This is a genomic window from Chryseotalea sanaruensis (assembly GCF_003990915.1).
In the GTDB taxonomy this organism is placed as follows: Bacteria; Bacteroidota; Bacteroidia; order Cytophagales; family Cyclobacteriaceae; genus Chryseotalea; species Chryseotalea sanaruensis.
In genome coordinates this window covers 555,065-567,300 of sequence record NZ_BHXQ01000002.1, presented here as the reverse complement: position 1 = coordinate 567,300, position 12,236 = coordinate 555,065, and the positions used below count along the sequence as shown (strand labels likewise).

Here is a 12,236-nt window from a genome sequence, read left to right as displayed (position 1 = left end):
AAGTTAAGCATGGAAGAGCTTGGCCGCGTATCTGCGCAGGAATATAAAGCGCGTACTCAGCCTAGTCTTGTGGTTGTGCTGGACAATGTTCGCAGTTTACACAATGTTGGTTCTCTGTTTCGCACTTCCGATGCCTTTGCTGTTTCACATCTTTATTTAACAGGTATAACAGGTACACCGCCACATCGAGAAATACACAAATCTGCTTTAGGTGCCACAGAATCCGTTCCATGGTCGTATCATGAAAATGTAGGCGAAATTGTTGCGCAATTAAAAAAAGAGGGGTATGAAGCTGTTGTAGTAGAGCAGACTACCGGTAGTCAATCGTTAGAAACTTTTATACCGAGTGCTGAAAAAAAGTATTGTTTGATTTTTGGGAATGAGGTTGATGGCGTAAGTGACGAAGTTTTAAAAATGGCGACAATTGCTCTTGAGATTCCCCAAAGTGGTACTAAACATTCGCTCAACGTATCGGTGTGTGCCGGAATAATTTTGTGGCATTTTTATAGACAGCTGGCATTGTAGAAAAAATAAGCAACTTTGTAGTTCAAAATTAAGAAAGTGAATTCCGATCGTTATAACCAACGCGGTGTTTCCGCAAGCAAAGAAGATGTGCATAAGGCCATTAGCAAACTTGATAAGGGTTTGTACCCTAAAGCCTTTTGTAAAATTACTGAAGATCATTTAACTGGCGATCCTGCCTACTGCTCTGTTATGCATGCTGATGGTGCAGGCACTAAATCTTCATTGGCTTATTTATATTGGAAAGAGACCGGGGACTTATCTGTTTGGAAAGGCATAGCGCAAGATGCTATTGTCATGAACATTGACGATTTATTATGTGTGGGTGCCACAGGCAATATGCTTTTGTCTTCCACTATCGGAAGAAATAAAAATTTAATTCCCGGTGAAGTGATTGCGGCCATTATTAATGGGACTGAAGAAGTGCTGGAAATGCTTCGTTCGCACGGACTAAATATTGTAAGTACAGGTGGAGAAACCGCTGATTTAGGAGATTTAGTGCGAACAATAATTGTAGACAGCACTGTAATTGCACGCATGAAACGAAGCGATGTAATTGACAACGCCAACATACAACCAGGCGATGTAATCGTGGGGCTTGCTTCTTACGGTCAGGCTACCTATGAAAGTGAGTACAATGGTGGCATGGGCAGTAACGGCTTAACTTCTGCGCGTCATGATGTGTTTTATAAAAAATACGCGCAACAATATCCAGAGTCATTCGACAGTGCCGTGCCCAGCGATTTAGTATATTCGGGTGAATACCAACTTACCGATAAAGTAGATGGTGTGCCTGTAGATGCTGGCAAACTAGTACTGGCACCAACACGTACATACGCGCCAATTGTTGTGCAGTTGTTGCAAGAGTTAAGGGGTGCAATTCATGGGATGGTGCATTGCAGTGGTGGTGCGCAAACTAAAGTTTTACATTTTGTAGATAAGCTTCATATAATTAAGAATAACTTATTGCCAGTACCTCCACTTTTTAAAATGATTCAATCGCAGAGTAAAACGGATTGGAAAGAGATGTATAAGGTGTTTAATATGGGACACCGACTGGAGATTTACTTGCCTGAAAAATATGCGCAACAAGTGATTGATATCTCAGCAAGCTTTGGGGTGCAAGCTCAAATAATTGGTCGAGTAGAGGACGCAGAAAAGAGTAAAGTAACCTTAACGAGCGAGTTCGGCTCGTTTGAATATTGAAAAATTTGTAATCTGTGCTTTCTAATAGCACCTCGCCAGTAACCTAGCCTCTGCTATTCATAATCCTGTCTTGTGTAAGTGCCTGACGGATTTCGCGCATGGCTTCTCTTTTGAATCGCTTGTACTGAATTTTGTGTGGATCTTGCTGAAGGAAGCTCTTCATAAAGGCAAGCACCTTTTCAGCCTGCTGCTGATCCAACTCATCAAGCGTCTCCAAAATCTGGCTTCGTTGATTTATGTTTTTCATAATTGTAGTGGTTGACATCAAGTTAAACGAATTAACCAAGCGAATGTTACCAGCATACAATTCTTAACAAAAAAGGCACACTTAGCTAATCGTGAATTAACAAGTGGAGTATAAATGTTAAGCTATGGTTATTTGCTGTTCCCTCCTGCACCGGCCCAATCGGCAGCAGGTAGGGTTAACAGCGTGTTTGACTATAGCTAACCGTCAACGAGAGTTCAGTTGAGGCTATAGCCGGGGAAAATATCTTGAAATTGAGAGGGTCCTTTCGATTCAAAATATACTTTTTGCTTCTGCAGTGCTCCTTCAAGTTGTTCATCGTTCAACTTTACGGTTGCAGCTGCACCTAAAATATGACTTAAATAAGTTGTCTTATGGTTAAGCTCATCGGCCAAGAAAATCACTGGCGTGCTTTTGTTGATAGAAGAGTTTCTTAATGAGCGGACAAGCTCAAAACCGGTGATCACAGGCAGGTCAGTACTGCAAACAATAAGGTCAAAAGATTCGATTCGTGCGGCCAGGAGCCCATCCAGACCTGAATCATAATATCGTATGACTGGTTCTACCGATGCAAGTACTGCTGCGATTTGACCAATAACCTCTTTCTGCCTGTTGATCACCAGAATCTTCATAATCATCTAAACGAACTAAACCGTTGTTTTTTCGAAAGATGGTGATTCAATACTTAGTGATTTTAAGGACAAAAGGTGACTGTCTACCATACCTGATAAGGTAGTTTTAATCGGATTACAAGGTTTTGAAATACACACAGTTACAAACAGCGCATTGGAATGAGCCTTTTAATCGCTCACTCATAGTAGGTAGATAAACTCAGACAAATTAGGTAGAAATACCTATGCGATTAAGAATGAGTTTTAGGTGAGCAAACCACTTTCGTAGGCATAACGCACCACTCCTACTATGTTTTTAACGCCAATTTTTTCCATTATTCTGGCTCTGTGATTTTCTACAGTGCGATCACTCAGCGAAAGTCTGCTGCTTATTTCTTTTGTTGAATATTCTTCACAGATAAGACGAAGAACTTCCAGTTCGCGTTCGCTCAACCCTGGATTAAAGTCAGGTCGTTTTAAATTATGCTTTTCGCGAAGACTCTTTCTAAGTATTGATGCAATAAATTCGTTGTGATAAAAATCTTTATCTGCCACGGAATAAATAGCTGCTTCCAATTCATCTGGTTCAACGTTCTTAAATAAAAACGCACGTGCCCCCAAATCCATCATGTGTAGCACATAGCGTTCGCTATCATGCATAGACAATACAATTACCCTAACATCTGGATACTTATTATATAACTGTTCGCAAGTTTCAGAGCCATCCATTACAGGCATCTGCAAATCCAGCAATACTATATCTGGCTGACTCTCTTTTACAAGTGCTAGCAATTCTTTCCCGTTCTCGGCATCTTTAACACTGGCAACACGCTCAAAAGATTGCAACAGACTAACCATTGCTTTTCTGAAGATGGTATGGTCGTCAGCGATATATACTTTTAGATCAGGTTTTATACTCATGCGGCAGTTGGTATCTTAAGTGTAAACTGACTTCCTTTAGGAAATACTGTATCAAAATCTAACTTGGCTCCTAGCAGAGAAGCCCTTGTTTCAATGTTATACAAACCAAGTCCGGACTTGCCTTGATGGTTCTTAAAGCCTTCATAGTCGAAGCCTTCTCCGTTATCTTGAATGATTAGTTCCAATGTTTGGCTCCAGACTAATGTTACTTTTAATAATGATGCTTTTGAATGACGGATCGCGTTGTTGACTATTTCTTGTACAATTCTATATACTAACACTTCTCTCTTTTTATCCATCTCTATTCGTTCACCAGCCTCAGTAACCTGCACTTCAATAATACCTGAAGAACTAATGCGCTCGCACATTTCACGGACAGCGTGTGTTAACCCAAATTTTTCTAAACCTGTTGGCAACAGATCCCGACTAATTCTACGAACCGTTTCAATGGTTTCATCTAACAATTGTTTGGTCTGATCTAATGGCTGACCATTTCCGGCCTTTACTACTGGATGAAGAGAAAGTCGTATGGTTGACAACATAGCGCCAACACTGTCGTGCAGATCGCTTGCCAACCGGCTTCGCTCTTTTTCTTGCGATTCGAGCGCAGCTTGTAACATTTTTTGCTGGTATTCAGCCTCTAACAATTTAAGCTTTAACTGTTCAGACAATATTCTTTTTTGATAAAAGATCACAAATAGAATAATACTGAAGGCCAGTAAAAGCATAACAGCAGTAGCTATTGAAAACATGATAACAAAGTCTAATTGGCGGGGCTCCATAAGTTAAAATTAAGCATTTTGTGGATTATTCTTTTTGAAGGTTTTTCGGTAGCAGCCACTAATATTACAATGCTACAGCCACCAAAGGTTCTTCAGTAATGCGAAAAAGTACGATCATGAAACCATAAACCTGTATGAGTCTTAACTGCATTGATTTATAATGTTTAATAGCTAAGACTGAAACCAATGCAAGTAATAATCTACCAAAGGCCTTAAATGATTGGAAATTTCTTAAAACTCAAGGAGTGTCAAAGGTTGCTGGGTGGATATTTAAATGCAAGGCTATTTTAGTAACATAGTCAAGCTAGATCATAAAAAATAGTGCTTTAAATTACTTATTAATGTGAGTTACCAGCCTTAATATTGCCGAAAGGTTGTGATTTCCATATACCCAAACAGATTATCAAGCAAAAGAGCGCTCTTAGCAAATTTCGAAAACTTGCGAAGTATACATACTGATCACGAAATGTCTTAATCAAATAAGTTGTTGATAGTGAAAGAATAAAGGTACAGGAAAAAAAGAACAGAATGGCGGCACTTATCCAAAACATAGGTAAGGTGTACAGATCCTCTCCTGGTAAATTTTTTAGCAGTAAAAAGAAATAGAGCGATGAGCATATAATCATTACCAAATCTCTTACAGCTCTTGTGCTGGAATGAATCGTATAAAGGTCAGGTAAAGCAAAGCAAACAAATATAATCGTATACAAGACTCCTACCAATAACATTACCCTGACAAAAGTTAATTTATTAAAGGCACTAGCAAAGAACCAAAGTAGAATAATGGTTTCAATCAAGACATAAAAATTACCAATAGGATTGGGATGAACCTTAGCAATTACATAGGATCCTGTTTGAATGCACTGAAATACTACACTGTTAATAGCATAAATGCCAATAATAAATATTTGCTTTTGCATACCCCTTCGTTTAGCAAAAACAAAAACCACAATAAGAAAACTACCAAACCATTGAAGGTAGTTTGACACTGATAATAAATTTGAACTCGTCATAATTGGTTTAATGGAAATTTGCTTTTGTGAGTGGTGCGAATTTGCCAAATACCAAAACAAATAAGGAGGCAAAAAATAACTCTTAAAAAGTTTCTAACAGCCCAAAAAATAGCGAAGTCCTCTCTTAAAACTTCAGCAATGTAGGTAACTGAAAGTGAAAGCATAAAAGTACACGAAAAGAAAAATAGTGCAGCAGCATTAATCCAGAACATTGGAAGTGATGTAATATTTCCTTCTGGCAAATCTCTTATTAAAATAAAAAAATATAGTATAGAGCAGGTAATTATTGTAAAGTCTCTTATAGCCTCTGCTGTTGAGTTTAGAGTTTCAAGTTGAGAGATGTATTGTGATCTATAAAAAATTAAATAGAATACTGAGAATACAAAGAGTGCCTTCTTAAGCATTTGTCTGTTAAACGCGAAATAATAAACAGATAATAAGGTAAGTAACTCAATTGGTAAGTAAATATTTGCAACAATATTTGTTGATTTTCCTTTAAAAAAGAAATAACCAATGAATTGAAGCAATTGAAAAAAGAAGCTTGCTAATCCATAGATGCCAATTGCCTTCAATTCATTTGTAAGCAGTTTAAAATATTTTAAACAAACCAAAACAATTAACAAACTGCCAGCCCATTGTAAATAGGCTGACAGATAAGCAAGTTCATTTACACTCATAAATCATCATCTGGACATGCAAACGGGCAAGGCAGTCCATTATTAATTAATATTGATTCACCATCAGGACTCTCATCAATTGTGCGCGCACTGTACTCCTCACTTGGGGGCATAATATTGTTACCATTCGCATCTGTTCCTACCAACACAAAATGAATTTTCCCTTCATCATCTAATGCATTATAAATACGAAGCCCTTCGCATTTATCTTCATGCAACATTTTTAGTACAATGTGCTTATCAAAAAGCATAGATGACAGGAAGTTCTTATCTTTTCCATGTTTCTTCTTGTAGTTGTTTACCCATTTGCGGGCTTTTAACTTACTGATTTTTTCTCCTTTTGCCATAACTATAGGGGGTTATATAATAAGCCCTAAAATACTGGAATTTTTTGAATGGGATTTTTATCAAGTTGGTAGACACTATATTTGTTCCAGATCCTATTCTATGAAAGATTCTAAACTTACACTCAGCGTTCATTCCGGGTCACATGGTGATCCCCAATATAAGGGAGCGGTTACTCCCCTCTACCCGTCTTCGGCTTATGATTATGAGGGGCAAGCCATACTTTACCCACGGTACTATAATACCCCAAACCTGAAGGCTGCTGCTGTAAAAGTGGCGGCACTTGAGCATGGCGAGGCCGGACTTATGTTCAGTTCAGGCATGTCGGCCATTGTTACTGGCCTTATCACCTTCTTAAAAGAAGGCGATCATGTTATTTTCCAAAGTGATCTATATGGCGGCACTTACTATTCGGTAATCACAGAGTTGCCTAGACTGGGTATCAGTTACACCATTGTGGATGCCAGTGATTCACAAAATTTTGCCAAGGCCATTAAACCGGAAACCAAGGTTATCTATATAGAGACTCCCTCAAACCCCACATTAAAAATAACCGACATTAAGGCTGTGGCGGATATTGCTAAGGCAAAGGGCATCATTACCATGATTGACAATACTTTTGCTTCTCCTGTAAACCAAAACCCGATTAATCTCGGTATAGACATTGTTGCCCATAGTGGGACTAAATATATAGGCGGGCATAGTGATTTGTGTTGTGGCTTTCTGGTTACAACGCATGCCCTAATGGAAAAAATTCTGAGCAAAGCTATTAACTGGGGCGGCTCGCCAGATGCCAATACTGCATGGCTAGTAGAACGAAGTTTAAAAACAATAGTACTGCGCGTTCGCCAGCAAAATGAAAATGCTTTAGCAATAGCCAACTTTTTAAAAACAGATTCAAGAATAGGGAATGTTTTCTACCCGGGTTTGGAAGATCATCCGAACTATGCAACAGCGAAGACTCAGATGCCAGGCGGCTTTGGTGGCATGCTAAGCTTTGAAGTAAAAAATGATGCCCTGGCTTTTACCAACAAATTAAAATTGATTAAGCGGGCGTTAAGCTTAGGTGGAGTGGAGTCTACTATTTGTTCTCCATTAAAAACTTCACATTCAAAAATGACGGCTGCTGAAAGAGCTGCCATTGGTGTGTCGGATAATCTATTACGCTTCTCTGTGGGTATAGAAGAGGCAGAAGATTTAATTGATGATATCAAACAAGCGTTGGGTTGATGTGCTGATGTGCTAATGATTGATTCGTTGATGTGATGATTCACTTAGCAGTGTTGATTGAATATTGGCAATAATGCGTATGAACAATGTTTAGTGTTGAAAAGAACATTGACTGGACGCATTCCTCATTTATTAAGCAATAATCTAGTTTGTTAACTACTCCACATCCCATCAGCACATCAACGAATCAATCATCAACGAATCATCATTCTACTTCCACTATCATTTCAATCTCAACAGCCATATTAGAAGGCAGTGCGAACATACCTACTGCTGATCTGGCATGCTTACCTTTCTCACCAAATACCTGCACCATTAAATCGCTAAAGCCATTGATAACTTTAGGTTGATCGGTGAAACTTTCAGTACAGTTAACCATTCCCAATACTTTTACTATACGTTTTACTTTGCTCAAATCACCAATCTCAGCTTTTAAAGTTGACAAGAGTGAGATAGCTGTTAGGCGCGCTGCTTCCGCTCCCTGTTCTGTACTAAGTTCTTTACCGACTTTACCTGTTATTAACGTACCATCCGCTTTGCTTGGTCCATGTCCTGATAAAAAAACAAAGTTGCCGGCACGAACAGCTTTAACATAATTAGCGATTGGCCTTGTGGGTGTGATCAATTCAATACCTAATTCTTTCAGTTTTTTTTCGGCATCTACTTGTGCTGTACAAGTAATTACAAAAAAGAGAAGTGGTAGTAAAATAAGTTTTTTCATGATTCTTTTATTTAAGTAGTAAAAGTAATTCCTTGGCTTGTTCAAAATGTCTTTGCTCATGTGTTACAATAATATCAAAAGCTTTGTCAATTTTATACACAATGTTTCTATTGGCTGGTGAAGAGATAACAACACCTCTCTCAATTAAATCGTTACTGGCAATAATATATTCTTTGAGTTTGTTCTGATGATTAATAAAGTCGTTGAAGATGGTTAAATCGAAATCACTGCTAGCGGGTTGCCATATAGGAAATGTTTTCATTTTCTTTCTTCTGTCGGGACTTACTGACTTAAGGATCACTTTACCAAAGAAATTAACCAGAAAATCGATCTTGCCAATCCATGGTAAGTTGTAATCCTTTCTTTGGAGGCTTTCCAATACGGGAAAATAGGTTTCATTGATCACAATTAAATGATGCATGTTTTGGGCTATGCTCCAAACTTGTGGTGATGGTTTATAGTTAAGTGATTCTTTTGGTAGCACCCCAAATGTACTTTTGAAGTCATGCGTGGTTTTGTCAATTTGTGTTGTCCACCTATCCATAAGCTTCGCTACTTGTATTGAACTGTGCAATTTTTTACCTTGATACAAGTTAGGAAAACTTATGGCTAAAAAAGAAAAAGTGCGTTGTGCGTGGTGTTTAAAGTTCGATCAATACATACAATACCATGATGAAGAGTGGGGTGTACCTGTACATGATGACCAAATACACTTCGAATTTCTAATATTAGAAGGAGCACAGGCTGGTTTAAGCTGGAGCACCATTCTTAAAAAACGAGAAGGTTACCGTGAAGCCTTTGCTAATTTCGATCCACAGAAGGTAGCACGCTTTACAGATGCGCGATTAGAGAAAATCCTTCTGGATCCTGGCATCATTCGCAATCGACTTAAAGTATATGCAGCAGTGAACAACGCCAAACGATTTTTAGAAATACAAAAAGAATTTGGATCATTCGATAAATATATTTGGGGCTTCGTCAACAATAAACCCATTGTTAATAAATGGAAATCGCTTGCAGAAGCACCTGCCACTACTAAAGAATCAGACGCACTTAGTAAAGATTTAATCAAGCGCGGATTTAAATTTGTTGGCAGCACAGTTATTTACGCCCACATGCAGGCTTGTGGTTTGGTGAACGATCATCTGGTAAGTTGCTGGCGGTATAAAACGGTTTATAAGCCTTAGTTAAATTTTACCAGCATGCATTAAACATAGACAGTAATTACATACAATTATGATTCGAACATCAATTGTAATTTCATTTCTACTCGTTGTCCATCAACTTTACGGTCAGCAATTGTTTTCTACTAATCCAGACTCTGCAGTGCTTCATACTGAGGATATTACTTTATTCTGGAACCTCTTTGATAAAAATCCGTCACTCAATGCAGGCATTTTAGAATCTGAATATCTCCAAAAAGGTAGTGAGGGATTAAAGGCTTTTATCCCTAACCGTATTGAAAGTGGTAAGCATCTTAATAAAATCATCAAGCACAACCGCGAGTATTATAAATCTATTCATGAAAGTTCTTTATCTATAATTTCTAAAAAGGAACTGATTTTAACTCATTTTAAAAAGTTTCAGCAGCTCTATCCTGGCGCTGTGTTTCCTGATGTTTACTTCGTTATTGGTGCTAAAAATTCTGGTGGCACTGCGTTTAAGAACGGTCTCATTGTCGGGGCAGAAGTGTTTGGAGAAATTGAAAATAAAATTGCCCCAAGAGTTGATATTGATTTGATTGATGATGTTGTTATTCATGAGTTAGTCCACTTCCAACAAAATTATGTTTTGAATAGATCCCTTTTAGCACAAAGTATCCGTGAGGGCTCTGCTGATTTCCTTTGTGAACTGGTTACTGGTACACATTCAAATCAAATAATTTATGAATATGGCAATGCCCACGAAGCTGAATTGTGGAAAGAATTTAAAGAGCGTATGTTTGAAAACAGCTGGAGTGGCTGGCTCTATTATCAACGTGATAAATCCAGACCAAACGACTTAGGTTACTGGATGGGTTACAAAATCACAAAGGCTTATTACGATAAAGCAGAGAATAAATCTAAGGCTATTGTTGACATACTTACGATACAAGATTTTAAAAAATTCTTAGAAGATAGCGCATACGTTGGTTCTAGGTAATTATGTAAATCGCGAAGCCACGTCTTTGCCTAAAATCCGTCAGACCGCTGTATGCTGAAATAAACAGCGGTCAGACGGATTGTCCCTTTCAATTAAACTTGTCGTTTTTAAACTAGGTGTGTCTAAGAGGATTATTTAAATACCCAATACTATCTGTTTTCTTGTAAAGTAAATGCTCCAGATTCCTTTCACCTCATCAACGCCATCTTCTCTTTTTACAATAACAGGAACCGTATAAAGGAGTGAATCTGTTCCTATTTTTTGAACGTTATCCATACTTCCACCCGTAAGTTGTGTCAGGTAAGCTTCAATTAGCTGGCGTTCCATGTCTGTAACGTCTTCCTGCCCGGCTTGCAACCATTTAATTTTTACATTTTCCGCTTGGGCCAATGAGTCAGCCCTGACTGAGGTCTTCAATATTTCTGCTAGTCTACGGCCATTGGTCATGGTGGCCTCTGTTATTTCAGCTTCACTGATTTTCTTAATTTGATTGGTCTCCATCTCGTTCTTAATTTTCTTGCGTTGTTCATCGGTTAACCCACCTCCACAAGAAATCGCCACAACACTTAATATTACCAAGCATCCAAATCTAATTTTTTTCATAATCCTCAGCTTTTGACTGCAAAATACAAACAAGGTAAACGCCTGCCTACTCTATACTGTCCACTGGTTACTTTTTCATTATTTTTGCGCCTGTTTTAGGTTATGATTGAGAAATTAGAAGAAATAAAGTTGCGTTTTGAGGAGGTTGGACAACTAATGGTTCAGCCAGACATCGTTAATAATGCCAAAAAGTCCTCTCAACTAGGGAAGGAGTACCGTGATTTGGGGAAAATTGTTGAAAAATACGATCAATACGCTAAAACGCTTGCCCATTTAAAACAAGCTAAAGAGGTACTCGAAAAGGAGAAAGATCAGGAGCTGCGCGAGATGGCCAAGATGGAAATTGAAGAGCTACAGCCTAAAGCTGAAGCACAAGACCTTGAGTTGCGCGACATGCTGATCCCAAAAGATCCCAATGACGACAAAAATGTATTGCTGGAAATTCGTGCCGGAACGGGTGGTGATGAGGCTTCCATTTTTGCTGGTGATTTGTGGCGAATGTATCAGCGTTTTTGTGACAAGCGAGGTTTAAAAATGACCGCCCTCGATTTTACTGATGGTACTGCCGGAGGTTACAAAGAAATTATTTGCAGCGTTAGTGGCGATGGCGCTTATGGTTTACTCAAGTTTGAATCAGGCGTACATCGTGTACAACGTGTGCCCGCTACTGAAACTCAGGGTCGTGTGCATACTTCTGCTGCTTCTGTTGTGGCTTTACCCGAGGTAGATGAAGTGGGGGCTGTAGAAATTAACCCTGCCGATATTGAGGTACAAACTTCCCGTTCAGGTGGTGCAGGTGGGCAGAACGTAAACAAGGTAGAAACCAAAGTACAAATGACCCACAAACCTACCGGTATCGTTATTACCTGTCAGGTAGAACGCTCGCAGCATGGTAACCGCGAAAGGGCTATGCAAATGCTGAAGACCAAACTGTACGAAATGGAAGTAGAGAAACAGCATAGTGAGGTTGGCGCAGCACGAAGATCACTAGTTCGCAGTGGAGACCGCTCCGAAAAAATAAGAACCTACAACTATCCACAGAGCAGGGTTACTGACCATCGCATTGGATTTACAACCCATAACCTGCCGGCTGTGATGAATGGCGACATCGATGATTTTATTGAACAATTGCGCATTGCCGATAGTGCTGAAAAAATGGCAGAGGGCAGTAATTAATTCCTATCCAATACAAATAATCATTTTTATAAAACTTCTTTTC

The 12,236-nt window shown here is 38.8% G+C and carries 16 protein-coding genes; 6 read left to right on the top strand and 10 right to left on the bottom strand.

The features are described from left to right. Positions 1-9: 9 nt before the first annotated feature. Together SanaruYs_RS06895 and SanaruYs_RS06890 are read left to right on the top strand one after the other, a co-directional pair. Positions 10-525: an RNA methyltransferase gene (locus tag SanaruYs_RS06895; RefSeq protein ID WP_246011862.1), complete on the top strand. Its 516-nt coding sequence runs from the start codon at positions 10-12 to the stop codon at positions 523-525. Between the two features lie 36 nt (positions 526-561). Further along, a complete protein-coding gene (locus SanaruYs_RS06890) occupies positions 562-1,728 on the top strand; it encodes an AIR synthase-related protein (protein WP_127121787.1) in 1,167 nt (388 codons plus the stop codon). 43 nt (positions 1,729-1,771) lie between these two features. On the opposite strand, the gene SanaruYs_RS06885 is transcribed toward SanaruYs_RS06890, so the two are convergent. The 7 genes from SanaruYs_RS06885 to SanaruYs_RS06855 all read right to left on the bottom strand — a co-directional run bounded on the left by SanaruYs_RS06885 (position 1,772) and on the right by SanaruYs_RS06855 (position 6,323). Beyond that, positions 1,772-1,975, bottom strand: coding sequence for a hypothetical protein (locus SanaruYs_RS06885; protein ID WP_127121786.1), 204 nt, complete (start codon positions 1,973-1,975; stop codon positions 1,772-1,774). 215 nt (positions 1,976-2,190) lie between these two features. Continuing rightward, positions 2,191-2,604, bottom strand: coding sequence for a response regulator (locus SanaruYs_RS06880; RefSeq protein ID WP_160118601.1), 414 nt, complete (start codon positions 2,602-2,604; stop codon positions 2,191-2,193). Between the two features lie 243 nt (positions 2,605-2,847). Further along, the gene (locus SanaruYs_RS06875) at positions 2,848-3,504 is read right to left on the bottom strand and encodes a response regulator transcription factor (protein WP_127121784.1); all 657 of its coding nucleotides are present in this window, start codon (positions 3,502-3,504) and stop codon (positions 2,848-2,850) included. Continuing rightward, on the bottom strand, positions 3,501-4,286 hold the full coding sequence (locus tag SanaruYs_RS06870; protein ID WP_127121783.1) for a sensor histidine kinase: 786 nt from the start codon (positions 4,284-4,286) through the stop codon (positions 3,501-3,503). Before SanaruYs_RS06870 ends, SanaruYs_RS06875 begins: the two co-directional genes overlap by 4 nt. A 338-nt stretch (positions 4,287-4,624) precedes the next feature. After that, positions 4,625-5,206 (bottom strand): hypothetical protein, encoded by a 582-nt coding sequence (locus SanaruYs_RS06865; protein WP_127121782.1) that lies wholly within the window; start codon positions 5,204-5,206, stop codon positions 4,625-4,627. 89 nt (positions 5,207-5,295) lie between these two features. After that, positions 5,296-5,976, bottom strand: a complete 681-nt coding sequence (locus SanaruYs_RS06860; protein WP_127121781.1) for a hypothetical protein — start codon at positions 5,974-5,976, stop codon at positions 5,296-5,298. Further along, positions 5,973-6,323, bottom strand: a complete 351-nt coding sequence (locus SanaruYs_RS06855) for a hypothetical protein (protein WP_127121780.1) — start codon at positions 6,321-6,323, stop codon at positions 5,973-5,975. The genes SanaruYs_RS06860 and SanaruYs_RS06855 overlap by 4 nt, the downstream gene beginning before the upstream one ends. A 100-nt stretch (positions 6,324-6,423) precedes the next feature. Here SanaruYs_RS06855 and SanaruYs_RS06850 point away from each other — a divergent pair, with 100 nt between their 5' ends. Beyond that, positions 6,424-7,551, top strand: coding sequence for a trans-sulfuration enzyme family protein (locus tag SanaruYs_RS06850; RefSeq protein WP_127121779.1), 1,128 nt, complete (start codon positions 6,424-6,426; stop codon positions 7,549-7,551). A gap of 205 nt (positions 7,552-7,756) precedes the next feature. On the opposite strand, the gene SanaruYs_RS06845 is transcribed toward SanaruYs_RS06850, so the two are convergent. Beyond that, on the bottom strand, positions 7,757-8,272 hold the full coding sequence (locus tag SanaruYs_RS06845; protein WP_127121778.1) for a RidA family protein: 516 nt from the start codon (positions 8,270-8,272) through the stop codon (positions 7,757-7,759). A gap of 7 nt (positions 8,273-8,279) precedes the next feature. Further along, positions 8,280-8,816: a DinB family protein gene (locus tag SanaruYs_RS06840; RefSeq protein WP_127121777.1), complete on the bottom strand. Its 537-nt coding sequence runs from the start codon at positions 8,814-8,816 to the stop codon at positions 8,280-8,282. 61 nt (positions 8,817-8,877) lie between these two features. On the opposite strand from SanaruYs_RS06840, the gene SanaruYs_RS06835 reads away from it, so the two are divergent. Continuing rightward, a complete protein-coding gene (locus SanaruYs_RS06835) occupies positions 8,878-9,459 on the top strand; it encodes a DNA-3-methyladenine glycosylase I (RefSeq protein WP_127121776.1) in 582 nt (193 codons plus the stop codon). A gap of 49 nt (positions 9,460-9,508) precedes the next feature. Next, positions 9,509-10,414, top strand: coding sequence for a gliding motility protein GldB-related protein (locus SanaruYs_RS06830; RefSeq protein WP_127121775.1), 906 nt, complete (start codon positions 9,509-9,511; stop codon positions 10,412-10,414). A 135-nt stretch (positions 10,415-10,549) separates the two neighbouring features. Here SanaruYs_RS06830 and SanaruYs_RS06825 read toward each other — a convergent pair whose 3' ends face one another. Further along, positions 10,550-11,017: a hypothetical protein gene (locus SanaruYs_RS06825; RefSeq protein ID WP_127121774.1), complete on the bottom strand. Its 468-nt coding sequence runs from the start codon at positions 11,015-11,017 to the stop codon at positions 10,550-10,552. A 102-nt stretch (positions 11,018-11,119) separates the two neighbouring features. Between SanaruYs_RS06825 and prfA the strand changes: the two genes are divergently transcribed. After that, on the top strand, positions 11,120-12,193 hold the full coding sequence (gene prfA / locus SanaruYs_RS06820; protein ID WP_127121773.1) for a peptide chain release factor 1: 1,074 nt from the start codon (positions 11,120-11,122) through the stop codon (positions 12,191-12,193). Positions 12,194-12,236 lie beyond the last annotated feature (43 nt).

Excerpts from the sequence above, each read along its gene's own strand:
- SanaruYs_RS06895 (WP_246011862.1), top strand. The coding sequence starts at position 10 with ATGGAAGAGCTTGGCCGCGTATCTGCGCAGGAATATAAAGCGCGTACT.
- SanaruYs_RS06885 (WP_127121786.1), bottom strand. The coding sequence starts at position 1,975 with ATGAAAAACATAAATCAACGAAGCCAGATTTTGGAGACGCTTGATGAG.
- SanaruYs_RS06880 (WP_160118601.1), bottom strand. The coding sequence starts at position 2,604 with ATGAAGATTCTGGTGATCAACAGGCAGAAAGAGGTTATTGGTCAAATC.
- SanaruYs_RS06875 (WP_127121784.1), bottom strand. The coding sequence starts at position 3,504 with ATGAGTATAAAACCTGATCTAAAAGTATATATCGCTGACGACCATACC.
- SanaruYs_RS06870 (WP_127121783.1), bottom strand. The coding sequence starts at position 4,286 with ATGGAGCCCCGCCAATTAGACTTTGTTATCATGTTTTCAATAGCTACT.
- SanaruYs_RS06865 (WP_127121782.1), bottom strand. The coding sequence starts at position 5,206 with ATGCAAAAGCAAATATTTATTATTGGCATTTATGCTATTAACAGTGTA.
- SanaruYs_RS06860 (WP_127121781.1), bottom strand. The coding sequence starts at position 5,976 with ATGAGTGTAAATGAACTTGCTTATCTGTCAGCCTATTTACAATGGGCT.
- SanaruYs_RS06855 (WP_127121780.1), bottom strand. The coding sequence starts at position 6,323 with ATGGCAAAAGGAGAAAAAATCAGTAAGTTAAAAGCCCGCAAATGGGTA.
- SanaruYs_RS06850 (WP_127121779.1), top strand. The coding sequence starts at position 6,424 with ATGAAAGATTCTAAACTTACACTCAGCGTTCATTCCGGGTCACATGGT.
- SanaruYs_RS06845 (WP_127121778.1), bottom strand. The coding sequence starts at position 8,272 with ATGAAAAAACTTATTTTACTACCACTTCTCTTTTTTGTAATTACTTGT.
- SanaruYs_RS06840 (WP_127121777.1), bottom strand. The coding sequence starts at position 8,816 with ATGGATAGGTGGACAACACAAATTGACAAAACCACGCATGACTTCAAA.
- SanaruYs_RS06835 (WP_127121776.1), top strand. The coding sequence starts at position 8,878 with ATGGCTAAAAAAGAAAAAGTGCGTTGTGCGTGGTGTTTAAAGTTCGAT.
- SanaruYs_RS06830 (WP_127121775.1), top strand. The coding sequence starts at position 9,509 with ATGATTCGAACATCAATTGTAATTTCATTTCTACTCGTTGTCCATCAA.
- SanaruYs_RS06825 (WP_127121774.1), bottom strand. The coding sequence starts at position 11,017 with ATGAAAAAAATTAGATTTGGATGCTTGGTAATATTAAGTGTTGTGGCG.
- prfA (WP_127121773.1), top strand. The coding sequence starts at position 11,120 with ATGATTGAGAAATTAGAAGAAATAAAGTTGCGTTTTGAGGAGGTTGGA.